The following is a 17,675-nucleotide window of genomic DNA, read 5'->3' on the forward strand; positions in this document are numbered from 1 at the left end:
TTTTATATTTATCTCCTGATTTTAGCGTCCCTTTTGGTTTGAATATTTTTACACTTAAAGGAAAAGTTATATTAGAGTAAAGTCCATAAGCATTGACTGAAACTATTCCATTATCGACTTTTCCAACACTCCCTAAATATTGCCTAGCTACATAATCAGTCTTTCTACCTTTTTTCCTGTCTCCTGTTTCATCTATTACTACTGTAATCGCATTGCCATCTAATGCTTTTTTGAGTTTATTTAATCTTCGTTGTTTTAATTCTTCTACTGACCAATCTGAATTAGCTAAAAAATGATGTAATGACTGTGCAGAATTTATACTTACGACTTTCGCTATCTCTGGTAACGATTTTCTTTTAATTGGTGACATTATTCCCAGGTGTAAATATTTGAAGCACTCATAATTTCTTACTTCTTTAAACAGGTCTTTATACTCTGCACAATATTCATCTATAATGGCAACTGTTGGGTGGGCATCTCTTGCCAAATGTTTCAGAATTTGTAATTCTACATCCATTGATCTGCTTACCTTCCAGAGTTTTTTCTTTTAATCCTTTTATTCAGAATACTCGGAAAGTGACAGAAGCTGTTTAGTGGCGATCGCCCCTTATGGATGTAAAGAAAGCTTGCGATTTCTTAGGAGAGGGATAAGGGTTTTGATGAAAGTTATAGATCGCAAAGACGCAATAAATCACCGTTTCTTCCCTTAACCAAACCATATTAATTGCCAACCCTACCACTGTCCTGAATTATCTTCCTGTTGCAAGCCTATCAACTGTCGCCGCTTCCAAGCATAATGAAGAATATTAATTCCAAGTTCCTGGGCTGTACGAATAGTCAATCTGGGTAAACTCAAATCTCTATCCAGTCCCCAAGCAGTTGCTAAATCTCCAATCGCTAAAATAATTCCGCCACCGATTAACAATTTAATCTGCTGTTGATTAACCATTGGCAAGGCAGCAAATAAGAAAGGTTTTGTCCTTAAAGGATGACTCCGTTGCAATTCTTCTAAAGGTCTTAAAGGACTTTCTAACTGTTGTGCTAATGCTTGAGTACTTTCAATTAAAGCATTAGCATTTGTTGGTGCATCAACGAAAAGCACACCACCTAAATTCAAGTAATTTTTTAGGGATTCAAATTCGAGACTATTTAAAGAAATTGCCTGTCCACCTGTCAAATAAAGTAGGTCATAATCTTGAATATTTTCACTTAAAGAAACCTGTCCTGGTTCATCAGCCCCTCGCAAACTGGGATATAGGGGTTCTACTGCTTGTAATAAGTACGAAAGGCTGAAAAAATTACGCGCACATTCAGGATCGCTATGAGTTGCTTGTGCCATACACACAAGTGCTTGAGGACGCATTTGTGCCTGACGGCGATAACGCAAATCAATATTGTTATATCCAGGAAAGAAAGCATCCGCAGGTTGGGTAATATCAGTATGTCCTGGTTGCAGAAGTATTCGACATATTTCTATTTCTGAACTGGCTGGTATAGAATTTCTTTGGTCAATTCGATAAGTTTCTTGAACAATATCTCTTTGCTGTCCACGCCGCAATTCATCAGGGTCTACATAGCTAACTACTAAGTAGATCATGAGTGGTTCAGAACTGACTACTTCTATATCAATAGGAAAGTCATAAGAAGTCGGTACAACAATTAAATTACCTGCTAAATCAATTGCAATACCAGGTTGAATTTGTACCCAACGCCCATCTCGATATCTAGCTTCTACTTGACTTGGGGCTGTCACATCTCGAACGCCTAAACCACAGACAATTCCTGGTTGGTTTAAACTTTGATATTGAGCATTTTGCCGATTTCGATGATACTCATGGGCTGTGCGCCAGCGTTCTGCATTAATTAGTAATCCGTCTGCGGCTTGCAGGCGTTCCAAGGATTTGATTGGTGGAGGTGGGAAAGGATGGGACATAATAATTTTAGATTTTAGATTTTGGATTAAAAGTCAATACAGTTCAGTTAAGCATTTCTTCCTTTTCTTCCTTTGCGTCCTTCGCGTCCTTCGCGGTTCGTTAAAAAAATTTACTTTGATAAACGCTAAAGCTACAATATACTCTACAATTTAATTACAAATTATTTAATTAGAAGGATTTTCGATAGATAATTCATAGGTGCAGAAAGCAGGCTTTTCTTGTTCTATGATTCTTTGGATAAGTTGCTCATTAATAATGCCACTAGAAATATTTGAACGCAAACGTACTATAAAATGATATGGTTGTCCACCGGCTAAAACAGCATTTCCTAATTGGGCATCTCCGATGATAAAACTTGGGCCAAAAGGTTCTGTGATACTAATATGTTTATCAGCTTCATTTGGTAAATCTTCGTCGAGTGGTAAACCAGTATAAAGATGTAAATAGAGACGCAATCCTTTGCGAGTTCCGCGCCAGCGATAAAGTTCTACAGCCCGACGAATTAAACGCCGTTGTTGCTGGAGATCCCAAACTGAATCTACTTGCCAAGCAACCCAATGAGCCATAAAAGGTAGTAATGCTTGTGGTGCTGTCAAAGGATCGAGGTTTGCCCACATGACATTGTAACTATCAACTACTGGTTGAAAAGCTTGCTCAAATATCTTCATGAAGCGACCAATAAAGTCTACTTCCCGATACAAAATTGGCAAGAATTCCATGTAGGCGGTGTAAGGACGAATATATAAATGGAAATACTCACTTCTTTCGATTTGTTCGTTCTCTGTGCCTGCGTCTATATGTAGAGTAATTAGGCTGCGAAAATTGAGAGTTAATTTGTTTTTTGTCCCAGGAGAAATTGCTTCTTGATCTTCAAAAAATGTGTCGGGAATTGAGAAGTAGAGAACAGCATCCATTTGTCCGCGAGGCGGTATTTCACTACCCTCTGTGCCAATTTGACACCACTGGGATGGAAAGTTTCCGTCAACGCTTAAGCTTACCCGCAAAGGACGTTGTTCTAAGTTTTGCACTTGCACAATCATCTCACTGGGATGTCCAGGATGCAAAAGTAAAGTACGTCCACCTACATCGATATCCGCACTTGTAAATCCTAAACCCGCCACAGGTAAAGCTTCGGGTATTTGCATTGGCGTTAATTGAATGCTTACAGCCGGACTAGAGCGACTTTGAACCATAGGATTTGAGAATGGGGAATGGGGAATGGGGAATTGGGAATAACTTACTGACGAATGACGAATGACAAATGACAAATGACAAACTACGAATTACGAATTATTTGAATGTCGTGATTTGAGCGTAGATTGGTATCAGCCCAAGAACATATCAAACCTTCCGAGCCTGGGTCAATTAATTGTTCTGGTGATGGTTGTCGTCGCCAATTTTCTCCTTGCTTGCGGATGGGAAACAGTAGGACGGGGCCTAAATGACGCACGCCTGGGGTTTGTTGCAATAATGCGACAATATCTGATGTATAAACTGGTCGCCCAAATGGCCAACCTTTGCCGTCCATTCCTCCAGTTAATGGATTTAAATATTTATACAGTGATACCCTTAAATTCCGGCGAATTTCTTCTCTGGCAAAAGGATTATCATAAGCAGGTTCTAAAGCAATCTCTGTCTGTACAGAAACACCTACGTAATTCGGTTCTTGTAATTCTATTTGTACCCCTAATAACCGTCTTTCATCTAAGTAACTCATAATTTGCTCTTGCAGGGCATTACTAAGAGCAAAATTTTCTGGTGTCATGCCATTACCTTGCGCGATCGCATCTGTATTTGCATAAGGTACTACCAGTAAACTAACTATACCAGCTTGTCTGCGAGAATTTGCTGGCAAACACCGGACACGCGCGATCGCACCAGCACCCGCCTGTTGAGTCAAAACTTCAAAATCTTCCGCAGTGACGGCGCGATCGCGTGTGCGGAGGATGCGGGGAGCCTTCATCACAGCCTGTTCCAAAGACTCGGCATCCGCGCCATTGATTGCAGGTACACGATTGACCACACTAGCAATGTATGGATACGCAGACTTCAAAAACTGGATTGCCCCAGTTTGCACATTGCCTTCCCTACCGCCACCTGTGCGATAAGCAACCATTTTAATCTCTGCACCACGGGGAGGAATCGCCCCATATTGGTGTTCCGACTGGTTATTTTCTAGAACTTGTACAGATGTGTTATCTAGCGATGGTTCTTGAATCCGCGATCGCATCTGGGTATGCTGTTTAAGTTGGCTAGGTTCTCGAATTAGCGGCCCAAACTGGATTGTACCAGTGATCGAATCGATGGTGTAATGAAAGTTATGTGGCCCAGAATCAGCAAAATCTCTCACCTCAATCCACTTCTGAGGCAAACCACCACTGGGAGTAACTAAAATATATTCATTTTCTCGGCGTTCTAAAATTGGTGCTGTTTGTAACTGGAAACTCTGACCGGGTGTACCATCACTAATTCCCAATCGCTCATCTATAATCAGCGTACTGTGACTAGCTCTAACAGTACCGCCAATTGACCGCGCTGCTAAACCAATAATTCTTGGTGGACGATTGTAACCAGATTCATTGGCTTCTGCGGAAACAAAGCTACAGCGCAACCAACGACCACGGTAAGAGGTAAAATTAGCCACAGGCCAAATTTGAGGTAGATGCAAACGTACCTCTGCACCTTGAGACGGGTTTCCACCCTGTTGCGCCATTTCATAAAAACTGAAACCGCGAGTTTTATCGTCTGACTCTTGCAATAAAACTGCTTGCCAATTTTCCCCATCCCAGGCTTCCCACTTGCGGGGTGGTTGATTGGGATTAATACCAGCAGGGGTAGCCGCAGCCCCTTGGAAAATAATTTCTAAAACATTAGCATCTAAAGGATCATCAGAATTAATTGCTAAATAAAAACAGTTCCCAGGCTGGGGTTCCTCTTCAAATATTGGTTGTTCATTACCTGTCCAGAAACCGTTAGATTGACGAGTCCATGAAGTTGTGACTCTTTCGCGCAGAGATTGGGGAATATCTTCGGTAGTTTGGGCAGTTAAGAAGTGTTGGATGCGTGGGTTGCCGATAATTAGAGGAGCATCTGTACTAAAAGTAATAGCTTCTGTAGTTTCAGTGCGGATAGTTGAGGCTTCCAATCCGGCTGGAATTGTGTAGGCTTCGGGTAATGCAGCGCTTAAATAAAAAGTTAATTCCGTGCGGGCTGGGGCGGGAGGCTGGAGACGAATACCCAGTAATTCTAGGAAAGCGACATAATTTTTTCGAGGTACTTGGTTAAATCTGAGCAACATTTGGTCAGTTAACCAAGCAAATAACTCAATTAGCGTAATTCCTGGGTCGCTGAGGTTGTGGTCTGTCCATTCGGGACAGTAGCGGGGAATACGCATAATACATTCTTCCACCAAATCATCAAAGGCGCGATCGTCTAAGTTAGAAGAAGGTAATTTCGGTAAAAAATCAAAGTTCATACCAATTTAAAAAAGAATGTGACAGATACAAGCCTAGAAACCCAGATGAAATTTAGCTTCTCAATTTTTAATTTTTAATTTTTAATTTTTAATTCTTAATTGTTATCACGATTCCTCCCCAGCTGAAACCAAATAATAAGGATAAACAAAACTATAAATATCGGGGCCGTCTTTGAGTCGATAATTGATAATGATGTCCACTCTGCCACGCACAGGGTCAGGATCGGTGACAACTTCATCGATAGTAATGCGCGGTTCCCAAACTTCTAAAGCTTCCAAGACATAAAGACGGATTCGGAGTAGGGTATCGCTATTTAAAGGTGCAAACGCCAGCTCAGACAAGCGCGAACCAAAGGTAGGTCGATAAACCCGCTCACCTACTCCCGTGCGGAGGATAATCCAAATAGATTCTTTAACTTTTTGATCTTCACGGCTAAGTTGTATCCCGCCTTGCACACTTAAATGCAGTGGATAAGCCCAACCTGTTCCCAAATAGGCTCGTTCACGACCGTAAACCATATCTGGCACTTAGACAGTTTTTACATGGATATCTTCAAAGATATCGGCACAGAGAGTTTAAGCCTATTCGCCAAAGGTCGAGGATGAAGCGGGGGGCAGAGAGGGAGCAGGGAGCAGGAGAGACAGCACAGCAATGCTCATACGTGTCAACTTAAGCCTGGGCGAATGGAATTCGCGGCTACACAAACAAAGTCCGCCTGCGCGGACTAAGAGAAAATTAATATTTTTAACCCGCGCAGGCGGGTTTTGTCTGTGTAGACGCGGTTTCTAACCGCCCGTTTCACGTTGAGTAGACACTGTGCCCTTACGACAGATATATTTCAAATACATGAAAAGTGCTGTAATTTCAGATAAACGATCGCAAACTAGGGTTGTCGGCAGCTACTGACCAGAAACGTTATGCCAACATTTGAAGAATCAAGAATTAATAGATGATTGAAATTTTTGAAGCAGACCTGAGTATGCCTGCTCATGCAGAGGCTATGGTGCAATTAATGGATGAGTATGCACTCGACCCGATGGGTGGTGGTAAAGGTTTGTCGGACTACGTTAAAGCAAATCTCTCAACAGAGCTTGCAAAAAGAAAAGCGGCTCATGTAATTCTTGCGTTTGTCGATGCCGAACCCGCAGGGCTTGTTGTCTGCTTAGAAGGATTCTCTACGTTCGCGTGTAAGCCATTACTTAATATTCACGATGTCATCGTTGCTTTACGCTACCGTGGTAGAGGCTTGTCCAAACTGCTGCTACAAAAAGCGGAGAAGATCGCGTTGGATTTGGGCTGTTGTAAACTCACGCTAGAGGTACTGGAAGGAAACCATGTTGCCCAGTCAGCATACAAGGCGTGTGGATTCACTGGTTATGAGCTAAATCCCCAGATGGGCAAGGCATTATTCTGGGAGAAGAAACTAGTAGTCTGTCAATAAATAATTAATGGATAAAATCCTTGTAGAGACGGCGATTTATCGCGTCTCTCTAACCGTAAAAATGAATTTGATAGGCCACTAGGATAGGTGAATGATCGATCGAAAAGTCTTTAAAGCTGATTGATTATGATCACTTCCTATTTGCGCTAACTTATCGATCCTGACAAAATTTCGGATAAAGTTGCAACTCTTCCCTCTCTCATCTTCTCTACCTCTCCAATCAGCCGCCAATCAAAACAGTGGGATTACCTTTGATAATTTTATTCGGTGGCCCTAATGCTTCTAAAACAGTGTCGCCCATGCGAGAGGCAGGCAAATTGTTAATCAACACAGTCTGGCTACCGTCAATCACAACCCCAGGACCGTGAGGAGGGACGGGTAAAGGTGTCGCGCAATTATGAATATCAGCACCTGCGGCGGCGGCGGCGATCGCACTACCCATAGTAGTTGCTGCTGTTGTCTTTGTAGTTTGTTCGGCAGTTAAGGCAGCAGGTGCGCCTGGTGTACCTGCCGCCGCTAGGGTAGCAGCCTCAGCCGCTTTGATAGTTATATCAGAAGATGTTTTGGCAGACTGCAAACCTGGTACTGCTGCTGCAAGCACACCCCGCCACGCAGGTAAAGACCCAATCAGCACATTGGGACTACCTGGCCCTCCTGTCAAGACTGGGGGTAATGGATGCGCCACATTGTCAGTAATTCTTGCTGCTGGTCTACCCATGACAACCTCTTATTGTGTTAATTACGAATTAATTAAGTCGAATCATCGCACCTTTAACTGTAATCACGCCCTTGGCTGAAATGTCTATATTGCCAACAGCATCTAATGACAGATTACCTTTTGATTCCACTGAAACAGATTTAGCCATGTCGTCCATTTTGATTCTATGTCCGCCTTTGGTTTCAATCTCTATGTACCTTTGACTATCATTGAGATATATTTTATGACCGTCTTTAGTTTCTACACGAATACCTGTTTTACTAGTTCCTTTATCTTCTTCAATAAACTGTAGAACGTGACCGACACGAGTTTTAATGGTGCGTAATCTTACACCATTTGCAACTGAATCAGTCACTTTTTCTGGTGGTGCATCCTTCCCGTTCCATACCCCGCCAATGACATAAGGACGGTGAATGTCGCCATGCTCAAAACCTACCAAGACTTCATCGTTTACCTCTGGTAAACAGTCGAAACCTCTGTTGGGGCCTGCTCCCACACCTACAACTCTCGCCCAGTCGCTTGCATGGTCTTCTGTGAGAGTGGGAAACTTGACTTTTACTCTGCTCATTTTCTCTGGGTCTTTATTATCAGTTACAATTCCGACTAATAAAGTCTCAGATGGCTGGAGACGTTTTTCTGGGGATAGAGTTGTGAATAAGTTACCAGAACGGAGTCCCCGCACGCTGAAATCAGTTTCATAAACGCGTTGACTGAAGAAATGGCGCGTTTCTGTAACATAATACTTACCACTATAGCGATCGCCCATACCCTCAAGATTAATAACCCGTCCCGGACGAATCTCAGGATTCCCTTCTGCTTTGGCATCTGCATAAACAAATTCTCCTCCTAGTTCATCGCACAAAGCCTGAGCCATCGTATCTGCTTGTTTTTTGCTGGCAACAGGTTTATCTACAACAATCATTTTGGGAGACTTAAGATTAGAAAATGCATTACTAGTACTACTTCCTAGCTGATTACCTGTCTCAGTTACTTGCTTCTCTTTCTTGGCTGTTCCACTAATCAATTGTTTCTTGGTATAGTCCCAGGCGCGTACCTCTACAGAACTTATCTGTTCAGCACTAGTAACACGAGTACTAAATTTATTAATATCAACTAGCCATTTGAGTGATAAAGCTCCCTGAGTTTTTGGTTTGCAAAAATTGAGTTTTTCCTCTGTAATAAATAACTCAAAACCAATGCGAGCAGCCCTTTCTCGCAAAAACTCCATATTAGTTTGATTTTCTTGAAAGACGTACTTATGAACTTCACCAGTTGCCTCTATATTGCCAAGCTTTATGCCTACTTCTTTAACTATTTGCTTAACTATATCACTATCAGTTTTATTTAAAAAAGAACGATTATAACGACCTCTATGCAGACGATGAGAAATATCATAACCGCGAACAATGATATCAGCTTCAGATTTTTCATTGAAGTGAACTTCCATCGCTGTAATTTCGCCTTCAATGATGAATTGTTCTACCTCCTCTTGAAAATTATTATCTAGAGTCGTACTCGAAGTAAAACCCAACTTCACTTTGTTCCCAATTTTAAATAACTTATCATGTCGCCAAGCCTTGTTTTCTGGTCGGTCAGACGTGGGAATATAGCTATTATGAATTACTAGCGTAAACATTGCTGGTAAATGAAGGCTTTCTTCTATTGTAATTTGCAATAAATCCTTCATTAATTCAGGAGAAGCTTGTTTTCCATCTATCTGTATTTTAGGTTCGCTTAAATAAAGGCTTTTTTTAGGAGGCATAACTATTATTTGATAACTTATGAAATGTTCAGAGCAGCCTTGAATGACAAAGTAAATATTAATTTATAACTTTATACCAATTAAATTAATTATTGCAACAAATTCTTTGGCTAAAGACGCGATCCATCGCGTTTCTACAAATGGTCTATTTGTCGCATTCTTTTTTAAAATTGGTATTACTTATTTTGTCTTACTCAGTGTTTGTCCCTTTTGATCTCCTGCACGAGCATCGCCTGTAGAAGCAGATTGCCGTCCACCAGGAAGGTTATTTTTATCAACTTCTTGCAAAGCGATATCTACCATTGCCCTTACTGGTGTCCCATCACTCAAGAACATATTTAAAGTGTAAGTTAAACTTGTAATTACACAATAAAAATACTCATTACCCCATGTAAATATATAGACAGGTGGTCGTTTGTCAGTTGCCTTAGTGATAGTTTCGACACCTTTCTTGATATTATCTATATATTTTTTCATCACCGATTCTTTCGTTTCATAAGTATCATAAAGTAACTGTTTAAGGGTGAATTTGTAAGGTTCAACGCCAGAAAAGTTTACTTTCGGAAGTAAAGTAGTTCCTCTGTTACCATCCTTGCTTTCCCACTTAACAGTCCGAGTAAAACTAATATCTGTAGGATTAAACATTAATTCAATATCTGGCGCTTCATTGTTATAAGCTACAAGTTTGGCTTTCTCAAGTTGCGGTTGACGCTTTTGAATAACAATAATTGCTGGACTTGCCATTTTAATAATTCTCCAAAAGTTAATTATTGAATACAAATTTACCAAGGTAATCTACCAGAGGAACCACCATGACGTTCTCGCTCAATTTCTATCCGTTGTCGTAATCTGCTATAAATTTCACGGGCTAGAGTTTCAAGATCGGCCGTATCATCTTTTTGACCTTCTTCAGAAGACAAAGAAGTGTTATCTATTATCTCAGTTATTGGTTGTATGTCTCTAGATATGTCGGGTAGAGTGACTTCTCCACCATCAGCAAAGCCTCTAGGTGAAGGAAGGTGTTTAGCAAAAACTTGTGGCGATTCTGAAAACTGAGAAAATTCATAATTTTGGTTGTTAGATTCTCCATCATTAAAATTAAAGCTAGTAAAATCATCATTATTTCCATTTAGTAAATCTTCCACACTTGACCATTGAGAAGGTGTGTTTGACCATTGTGAAGATGTATTAGTTGTAGGATTTGCTTTTCGGAAAATTAGGGGAGGCGATGAGTATTGAGGTGAAGTTTCATCGACATCACTTGTTTCGTTTTGGAGAGGATTAAGCTGTGGAGAATTGAGAGTCGAAAGTTTCTTTTGACTAATATTCAATCCCAAGGAAGAAGGAATTAAGGAATTGGATATCTCAGGTGAATCAGTCTCAGTGCTTTTTAGCTGTAATGAAGTGTCTGAAAAAGAATCGACTTTAGTCGGAGTCTCTGGAAAAATTGTCTCTTCTAGTTCTGTGGGATTGGGTATCTGTAAACTTGGAAGAATAATATCGTGCGGTGTTCCACCAGTGTTGATGTGATGTAGTAGGGGCAGATTCTTCTGTGCATCTCTGGTATTAATGACAAACTCCCCAGGCGTAAGCATTGCAGGTATTGTATCTGAGGGTGCTATGTACTGGCGGTTTTCAACGGGGGAATCTGTAACATGACCACCAGTAGCATAACCTTTAGGTGCGATCGCATTTTGCTCAACTTTAGGTGCTGTGCTTACCTCATCTTGTGGAGAAGTTAGGTTTTCTGGAGCATCTGGATTATCCCAGGTATCACCAAAGGGTGATATTTCAGGATTTTCTGATTCTACTGTTTGTTCACGATCAATAATTTTTCTAAAAATACTTGCTTCTTCAACAATTTCAGGTAATGTGGCGCTAACTGTTGGTGTTTCAACAATCTCAGGTGATATGGCGCTAACTACTAATGGTTCATCGATTCCAGGTGATGTGGCGGTAATCGTTGGTGTTTCAACACTTTCAGGTGATATGGCGGTAATTGTTGGTGTTTCAACAATTTCAGACGAACTAGGGCTAACTACTAATGGTTCATCGATTCCAGGTGATGTGGCGGTAATTGTTGGTGTTTCAACACTTTCAGGTGATATGGCGCTAACTGTTGGTGTTTCAACAATTTCAGACGAACTAGGGCTAACTACCGATGGTTCATCGATTTCAGGTAATGTGGCGCTAACTGTTGGTGTTTCAACACTTTCAGGTAATGTGGCGCTAAATATTGGTGTTTCACCAATTTCAGGTGATATGGCGCTAACTGTTGGTGTTTCAACACTTTCAGGTGATGTGGCGCTAAATATTGGTGTTTCACCAATTTCAGGTGACGTGGCGCTAACTGTTGGTGTTTCAGCAATCTCAGGTGATATGGCGCTAACTACCAACGCTTGAGCGTTTTCAGGCGATGTGGTGGTAATGATTGGTGTTTCAACAATTTCAGATGCTGGTAAGATGGGCTGATTTTCTGTAAACTCGCTGGTAGTATTCTCAACATTGCTATCACGTTGTAGTGAAGCCACATTTGCTGAGACATCAAAGACATTAACCACCATAGCAGACTGTGGCTCTGAAGCTACTAACTTTTCATCGCTATCAGGGTTGCTAAATAAACTAAGTGTGTCTTCAATCTCTGCTGAAGTAGATGTTAACTCAACAGGCGCACTATTTAGAGACTCACTCGTAATACTGGAATCAATTTCCTGACTTTTAGCGGAATCTAGAAACCCTTTCTTTTGCAAGGATAGAGGCTTTAAATTCTCTCCTTTCTCTGATATTAAAGGGGGCTGAGGGATTATATTTTGCGTTGTTTTTTCTACATGGGGTGAAAAGTTAGGAGTAATTTCTTGTTGTACTGTAATAGGATTTTTTGCAATTAAAGACTCAGGATTAGGTAAAGTGACATGCGCCTCTACAGTATTTTCATCATTCTCTAGAGAATGAGGTAAAGTTGGTGCATTATCAACTTCAGATGAAGTAAGTGCTAAAGGTAAAGTTAAAAAATTATCATAGACAGCATTATCTGTAATAGAATCATTTGTGCTTTTTTCTGGTATTAAGCCTGGTTCAATGGCTGTAATTGCCTCAAAATTAGTATTAATATTTGGTGATTCAGCCTCCGGTGATGGAGAGTTTAAGGGTGGTAAAATCTCTCTTGCTTGGATTAAATTTGTTTGACTTATGGTGTTTTTATTCTCACCTATAGAAGAAACTTGATCTATTTTAATGTCTTGTTGTGGTGGCGTTTGGCTAACTTGCATACCTGAAAAATTAACTGTTTCTAATATTTCAGGTATTAGTTTTTCTTCGGTATTTGTAAAATTATTATCCGGTATAAATATTTCTTGTATATTATTTTTCGAAGGAACTTCTATATATGAGCTATTGACTAATTCATTTGTGTTATTTTCTAATTCAATATTTTCTTCCGATATCAAAGTATTTTCTGCTAAAGACAAATCTGTATTAGGCAAACTAGATACTAGTTCAGAATTTACTGCCAGATCATCGTTAGTAATATTCCTGAATAAATTCGACTGATTTTGGAAGCTGGGCGAAGTATATGCCGTTATATTACTAATAGAACCATGAACATTTGCAGAAATGTCTGGCGCAATATCCATCTGTAAATTTGGTGTTTCCAAATTAGTCTCAATGGGCAGCAACTCATCTGATGTCAATAATTTGTTTTTGTTAGTATTAATAGAAGTGTTGTTTTTGTCAACAACTTGTTCAACATTTTTAGTCGCAGATGATTTTCTAGATTTCTTAGCCCTAGATTTTGAATTTGGCTTTTTTTCTGCTGGTGGCTTTTGAGATTTATTTGCTTTTTTGGGTTGAGATTTACTTTTTATATTTACTTCTTGTGAGGTATCATTAATCGTATTTACCTCGGTGGGAGTTGGCATTATCTCTGGAATGCCGTTTCTTACTGGTTCATTACTATTTTCTAGTGCAGCTATTGAATCAGAAGCATCAAAATCAATCAACTGAGATTCACTACTTATATCTTCAGTATCCCAGCTATCCCAACCTATTAATGGTTGAATAGATGGTTCATACTGATGAGACAAGAAAAATTTAGAGGATGTAACTAATGGTGGTTTAGTTTGTATTGTACTGATGAGATTGTTTTGAGAATGCAAAGAATGAGATGCTTTTTTTGATATCATTCTCTGAGGATTTGATAAAGATGATATTACCCCAAGGGGATGAATATTGTTTCCTAGTGAAGATTGAATAATTTGCATAATTATAGTTGAAAAGTAGCCAATTAACTAGAAACAAAATATCCTGTTTTTTGATTTCTTTGTACAGAAGTGCCTCCTCCTGTAGACCTTGCAATTTGTAACCCTTCATAAGCTAAAGTTAATTCTTCAATTGCAACTGCTTTCCCATCTGCTTGGAGTGCAGGTGTTTTCCAGGTTATAGGAATAGCACCAATCAAAGTCCAACTCATCATGGTTTCACCAGCTTGATTGAAAATCAGAATATTGACATTACGCCGAGATGTTTTCTTTTTTTCATCAAAAACTGCATTCATCCAGTTCCAAAAACCTGGATGATCGGTAAATCCTCGTTTAAGAGTTATGTCTGCAAATTCTGTATGACCTAAATAAATTCTTTGCTGGTCATTGACACCACCTTCCTGAAAAATAGTTTTCTTAATTTGAACACTCAATCCTGTACATTCAGCGAAAGATGCAGCAATAGAACTGTCTATCTCTACGTAGAACCGATTAGTAGTGACATAATTTAATTCGTGAGTAATGTTGCCATTGTTAGCGCCTGTAGCCATCACAACCACCTTTGAGAATCATAACTACCTACTCTTTCACGCTGCGATCGCAAATCTTCTAGCAAAAGTTTATATACGCGTTCTGTGAGTTGGTTTATCAACCGTGAATCGTTGAGATATTTACTTGCCGTCTTAGCCGCCTTGCTTGCATCAGATGCCGCCGAAACCCCGGCGTATCCAGCAGTACCGCCAACATCTCCATCGAAGGTGAAAAATTTTTGTTGCTGTCTTGAGTCCATAAATAAAAAAACTCTCCCTAAATCCAGGCTAAAGGTACTGCATCATAATCAAAAGTAGCCAAAAGTCGAACTTAGTTTTTGCCTGGATTTCGACTTTGGGTGAATTGTGTTACAAGTGCGATCGCTGTAATATCGATCTAAGGAACAGCGTACTATTCATCTAACTACTGCTTGGGCATCTGGAGAATAATGAGAGAACACATCAGCCGACAGAAAAAAACTACTACAGGCTTCTCAATTCCATCCCTGAAACACCCGACACGCGGCTTTGGTTTGGAGTCGTCGGCAATTTCACGCCAAGCGGTTCCTGAAATACAACCACTCCATCAACCAGTTACTCACGATATCAGTCGCATACCACTGCGTAGCCAAGCAAAACTCTCAATTAGCCAGCCTGGAGACAAATACGAACAGGAAGCTGATAGCGTCGCACAGCAAGTAATGCAAAGAATGGCGCAACCTGTAAATCGCCAGTCTATCCAACGAGAAGCATTACCACAGGAAGAAGAAGAATTGCAGATGAAACCTCTGGACATTAACACCCTGCAACGAGAAGCATTGCCAGAGGAAGAAGAAGAATTGCAGATGAAAACTCTGGACATTAGCACATTGCAACGAGAAGCATTGCCAGAGGATGAGGAAGAATTACAGATGAAATCTCTGGACATTAGCACCCTGCAACGAGAAGCATTGCCAGAGGATGAGGAAGAAGAATTACAAATGAAATCTCTGGACAGCAGCACACTGCAACGAGAAGCGTTGCCAGAGGAAGAGGAAGAAGAATTACAAATGAAATCTCTGGACAATCGCACACTGCAACGAGAAGCGTTGCCAGAGGAAGAGGAAGAATTACAGATGAAGCCGATGGTGCAGCGTCGGGCTGGAATGGCTGCTAGACCAGACTTAGAAACGTCCATTAACCAAGCAAGAGGTGGTGGACAGGCGATCGCAGACAACATCCGCAAACCGATGGAGGTGGCGTTTGGTGCAGATTTCAGTGGCGTGAAAGTTCACACGGATGGTCAATCTGACCAGTTGAATCGGTCAATTCAGGCGCGTGCTTTCACAACAGGGCAAGATGTGTTCTTTCGGCAGGGAGAATATAATCCTGGGAGTCGAGGGGGACAGGAGTTATTGGCACATGAGTTGACTCATGTTGTACAGCAGAATGGAAGGAAAAACACTCCAATACAAAGGACATACCAGAAAAATAAACAGAGAGTACAAGGTGCAAATCCGAATGTAGTGGAAAATTCGACAGCAAGAGTGACCGCATTTGGTGCAAATTGGGAAGTAAAAGAGTGGCGTGATCACATAAAAACCCTGGGGCTAAAAGCAAAGCCTGGCAGTGGAAGCGGCGGTTCTACGGAATCCGGCAAAAAGATTTTTGGTTTGACAAATGGAGATGAGATAGTATGCGATCTCAATGGATACTGGCGACATCTACTGGCGAATGGGCAGTATGCCGATAATACAGGGGTAGCCAATGCGGATAACGCACAGACGCATTTTTGGAGTTCAACACGTGTGAAGAACGAAAAGACAAGAGTTTAAATTTAGTGCGATCGCTGATCTTATAGTGCGATCGCCCGTTGTGTTTTTGTGAATGCGATCGCTGCTATGACGATAAAATAAGAGTGCGATCGCAATGTTGTCGTTAAAAAACTCCATAGCCCGTATATTCCCGCATTTCAGGAGATTGAAATCCAAGAACAATATCATCTTTTGGAACCCCTAGCTCTACAAGTTCTTGAGCCACTCTCATTTCCGTCATATTCTGCTCAATCGAAATTTTTCCCTGTTTAATATCCAAATGTAAAACACAACCATAGACTCGCCGATGACCATCCCATCCCACATTCATAACCATGTAATGGTCTTGTTTTGTATCAAAAACAGTGTAACAATCAATCTGACCATTAGCTATTGGGATAGCAGCATAAGCCGTCAATAACGACTGAATGATATGGCGATAAGACTCTAGGGTATCCATTGTACAATTACCTCTTGAATTGGGTCATAAATAATTTGTTTAATCTGATATCTCTCTACAGATATTTGGGCAAATTCCCGCTTGAAAAAAGCTTCATAAACACCTATAGGCACTGCCAAATGGAGAATGCGAGTTGGATCGGTGATTTCTAAGGCAAGCCGATAATTCAAAAACTGTCCTAACGCAGCATGATAATCTGTTAGTGGTGAATCACTCAGGAACGTTTTAATCTCAACTGCAATTTTTTCTTCACCTCGCTCTGCTGCTAACAGTTGCTTTGCACCTAAATCTATTTCAAACTTAGTTCCGCCAACTTCTAGTCGCAGAGGATCATCGGTTATCTTCCACTGCTCTTTTTCTAAAGCAATTCTAACCACAGCATGAAATTTATCTTTAGCTGCCATCGTTAACCTTTTCTGATTTACTTAACATTTTAGTGCGTAGACGCAGCCCGCCGCAGGTATCACCTGATCTTGTAGCGACTGTCTTAATAGTCAAGCGATCCCTTATCTAAGATAGTTGATGAGCGTGCGATCGCTGCTCTTGTAGTGACTGTCTTAATAGTCTTGCGATCGCTCGTGTAAATTGACTTTGGGTGAATTGCTTGATGAGTGCGATCGCTTTATTAGTTTAATCCTCAAAAATAGCCCAATTATTTGATGCAGAAGTTGCTACAGATTGCGCGAAACACTGAAACGTGATGGCAGAAATTACTACAGGGAAGACGGAAGCTGCTACAGATGTGATCGCATCTTTTTTAAATTGAGTAAATGGACATGAAATTGTTAAATTATCAGAATTTGTCTACCCTACACTTCTTGAAGTGCGTAGGCGCAGCCCGCACTTCGACAAAGCTCAGTGACCACCGCAGGTATTGCCCGATACTATAGAATCGGGTTCCCAAAAATTTAGACCTTGGGTGAATTGTGTTATGAGTGCGATCGCAGTACTCTAATATATATTGATAATAACCAGCAAGTATTTATCTAGCGACTGATTAAGCATCAGGAGAAGTAAATGACAGAACGCGTAAGTCAGTCCAAAAAAGCTACTACAGGTTCCTTTTCAATACCTGCATTCAAACAACCAACGCGCGGTTTCGGTTTAGACTCTCCTGGTGCTTCCTCCCAAACAACTTCATTGGTGCAACCTTTTAACAAACCTCTAGTCCACGACATTAGTCGAATATCACTGCGTTCACAAACCAAACTCACAGTTAACCAGCCAGGAGATGTTTACGAGCAGGAAGCTGATAGAGTAGCAGGGCAGGTAATGCAGAGGATGAGCGAACCTGTAAGCAAACAA

Annotated in this window: 17 protein-coding genes; 3 read left to right on the forward strand and 14 right to left on the reverse strand. The window is 40.7% G+C overall.

Features of this window, described 5'->3' with window-relative positions; all coding sequences use genetic code 11:
- The 5 genes from VB732_RS16575 to VB732_RS16595 all read right to left on the reverse strand — a co-directional run.
- On the reverse strand, positions 1–517 hold a 517-nt coding region (locus VB732_RS16575; protein WP_323231966.1), incomplete at its 3' end, for a transposase.
- Positions 518–733: 216 nt separating this feature from the next.
- Entirely contained in the window at positions 734–1,933 is a 1,200-nt protein-coding gene (locus VB732_RS16580) for a DUF4159 domain-containing protein (RefSeq protein ID WP_323231967.1), read from the reverse strand.
- A 165-nt stretch (positions 1,934–2,098) separates the two neighbouring features.
- Positions 2,099–3,127 (reverse strand): phage tail protein, encoded by a 1,029-nt coding sequence (locus tag VB732_RS16585; protein WP_323231968.1) that lies wholly within the window; start codon positions 3,125–3,127, stop codon positions 2,099–2,101.
- A gap of 83 nt (positions 3,128–3,210) precedes the next feature.
- Entirely contained in the window at positions 3,211–5,409 is a 2,199-nt protein-coding gene (locus VB732_RS16590; protein ID WP_323231969.1) for a putative baseplate assembly protein, read from the reverse strand.
- A gap of 105 nt (positions 5,410–5,514) precedes the next feature.
- Entirely contained in the window at positions 5,515–5,928 is a 414-nt protein-coding gene (locus VB732_RS16595) for a GPW/gp25 family protein (protein ID WP_012407842.1), read from the reverse strand.
- A 431-nt stretch (positions 5,929–6,359) separates the two neighbouring features.
- On the opposite strand from VB732_RS16595, the gene VB732_RS16600 reads away from it, so the two are divergent.
- The gene (locus VB732_RS16600; RefSeq protein ID WP_323231970.1) at positions 6,360–6,851 is read left to right on the forward strand and encodes a GNAT family N-acetyltransferase; all 492 of its coding nucleotides are present in this window, start codon (positions 6,360–6,362) and stop codon (positions 6,849–6,851) included.
- A 220-nt stretch (positions 6,852–7,071) separates the two neighbouring features.
- Here the strand turns inward: VB732_RS16600 and VB732_RS16605 are convergent, their stop codons facing one another.
- The 6 genes from VB732_RS16605 to VB732_RS16630 all read right to left on the reverse strand — a co-directional run bounded on the left by VB732_RS16605 (position 7,072) and on the right by VB732_RS16630 (position 14,377).
- Entirely contained in the window at positions 7,072–7,569 is a 498-nt protein-coding gene (locus VB732_RS16605; RefSeq protein WP_323231971.1) for a PAAR domain-containing protein, read from the reverse strand.
- Between the two features lie 28 nt (positions 7,570–7,597).
- Positions 7,598–9,331 (reverse strand): VgrG-related protein, encoded by a 1,734-nt coding sequence (locus VB732_RS16610; protein ID WP_323231972.1) that lies wholly within the window; start codon positions 9,329–9,331, stop codon positions 7,598–7,600.
- A gap of 180 nt (positions 9,332–9,511) precedes the next feature.
- Positions 9,512–10,075 (reverse strand): hypothetical protein, encoded by a 564-nt coding sequence (locus VB732_RS16615; RefSeq protein ID WP_323231973.1) that lies wholly within the window; start codon positions 10,073–10,075, stop codon positions 9,512–9,514.
- A gap of 38 nt (positions 10,076–10,113) precedes the next feature.
- Positions 10,114–13,590, reverse strand: a complete 3,477-nt coding sequence (locus VB732_RS16620) for a hypothetical protein (protein WP_323231974.1) — start codon at positions 13,588–13,590, stop codon at positions 10,114–10,116.
- 23 nt (positions 13,591–13,613) lie between these two features.
- On the reverse strand, positions 13,614–14,138 hold the full coding sequence (locus VB732_RS16625; RefSeq protein WP_323231975.1) for a phage tail protein: 525 nt from the start codon (positions 14,136–14,138) through the stop codon (positions 13,614–13,616).
- Entirely contained in the window at positions 14,138–14,377 is a 240-nt protein-coding gene (locus VB732_RS16630) for a hypothetical protein (protein WP_323231976.1), read from the reverse strand. Before VB732_RS16630 ends, VB732_RS16625 begins: the two co-directional genes overlap by 1 nt.
- Before the next feature lie 189 nt (positions 14,378–14,566).
- Here VB732_RS16630 and VB732_RS16635 point away from each other — a divergent pair, with 189 nt between their 5' ends.
- On the forward strand, positions 14,567–15,931 hold the full coding sequence (locus VB732_RS16635) for a DUF4157 domain-containing protein (RefSeq protein WP_323231977.1): 1,365 nt from the start codon (positions 14,567–14,569) through the stop codon (positions 15,929–15,931).
- On the opposite strand, the gene VB732_RS16640 is transcribed toward VB732_RS16635, so the two are convergent.
- The 3 genes from VB732_RS16640 to VB732_RS16650 are packed head-to-tail and all read right to left on the reverse strand — an operon-like array spanning position 15,896 to position 16,774.
- Positions 15,896–16,048, reverse strand: coding sequence for a hypothetical protein (locus tag VB732_RS16640; protein WP_323231978.1), 153 nt, complete (start codon positions 16,046–16,048; stop codon positions 15,896–15,898). The two genes, VB732_RS16635 and VB732_RS16640, sit on opposite strands and share 36 nt — an antisense overlap.
- The gene (locus tag VB732_RS16645; protein WP_323231979.1) at positions 16,035–16,370 is read right to left on the reverse strand and encodes a XisI protein; all 336 of its coding nucleotides are present in this window, start codon (positions 16,368–16,370) and stop codon (positions 16,035–16,037) included. Before VB732_RS16645 ends, VB732_RS16640 begins: the two co-directional genes overlap by 14 nt.
- On the reverse strand, positions 16,358–16,774 hold the full coding sequence (locus VB732_RS16650) for a XisH family protein (RefSeq protein WP_323231980.1): 417 nt from the start codon (positions 16,772–16,774) through the stop codon (positions 16,358–16,360). The genes VB732_RS16645 and VB732_RS16650 overlap by 13 nt, the downstream gene beginning before the upstream one ends.
- Positions 16,775–17,387: 613 nt before the next feature.
- On the opposite strand from VB732_RS16650, the gene VB732_RS16655 reads away from it, so the two are divergent.
- The coding region (locus VB732_RS16655; RefSeq protein ID WP_323231981.1) for a hypothetical protein at positions 17,388–17,675 on the forward strand (288 nt) is incomplete at its 3' end.

It is taken from the genome of Nostoc sp. UHCC 0252, assembly GCF_034931145.1.
Lineage (GTDB): Bacteria > Cyanobacteriota > Cyanobacteriia > Cyanobacteriales > Nostocaceae > Nostoc.

Bases quoted from the DNA above. Each gene is read 5' to 3' on its own strand.
- VB732_RS16610 (WP_323231972.1), bottom strand. From the start codon at position 9,331: ATGCCTCCTAAAAAAAGCCTTTATTTAAGCGAACCTAAAATACAGATA.
- VB732_RS16595 (WP_012407842.1), bottom strand. From the start codon at position 5,928: ATGGTTTACGGTCGTGAACGAGCCTATTTGGGAACAGGTTGGGCTTAT.
- VB732_RS16630 (WP_323231976.1), bottom strand. From the start codon at position 14,377: ATGGACTCAAGACAGCAACAAAAATTTTTCACCTTCGATGGAGATGTT.
- VB732_RS16635 (WP_323231977.1), top strand. From the start codon at position 14,567: ATGAGAGAACACATCAGCCGACAGAAAAAAACTACTACAGGCTTCTCA.
- VB732_RS16600 (WP_323231970.1), top strand. From the start codon at position 6,360: ATGATTGAAATTTTTGAAGCAGACCTGAGTATGCCTGCTCATGCAGAG.
- VB732_RS16580 (WP_323231967.1), bottom strand. From the start codon at position 1,933: ATGTCCCATCCTTTCCCACCTCCACCAATCAAATCCTTGGAACGCCTG.
- VB732_RS16620 (WP_323231974.1), bottom strand. From the start codon at position 13,590: ATGCAAATTATTCAATCTTCACTAGGAAACAATATTCATCCCCTTGGG.
- VB732_RS16640 (WP_323231978.1), bottom strand. From the start codon at position 16,048: ATGGAGTTTTTTAACGACAACATTGCGATCGCACTCTTATTTTATCGT.
- VB732_RS16625 (WP_323231975.1), bottom strand. From the start codon at position 14,138: ATGGCTACAGGCGCTAACAATGGCAACATTACTCACGAATTAAATTAT.
- VB732_RS16615 (WP_323231973.1), bottom strand. From the start codon at position 10,075: ATGGCAAGTCCAGCAATTATTGTTATTCAAAAGCGTCAACCGCAACTT.
- VB732_RS16585 (WP_323231968.1), bottom strand. From the start codon at position 3,127: ATGGTTCAAAGTCGCTCTAGTCCGGCTGTAAGCATTCAATTAACGCCA.
- VB732_RS16650 (WP_323231980.1), bottom strand. From the start codon at position 16,774: ATGGCAGCTAAAGATAAATTTCATGCTGTGGTTAGAATTGCTTTAGAA.
- VB732_RS16645 (WP_323231979.1), bottom strand. From the start codon at position 16,370: ATGGATACCCTAGAGTCTTATCGCCATATCATTCAGTCGTTATTGACG.
- VB732_RS16605 (WP_323231971.1), bottom strand. From the start codon at position 7,569: ATGGGTAGACCAGCAGCAAGAATTACTGACAATGTGGCGCATCCATTA.
- VB732_RS16590 (WP_323231969.1), bottom strand. From the start codon at position 5,409: ATGAACTTTGATTTTTTACCGAAATTACCTTCTTCTAACTTAGACGAT.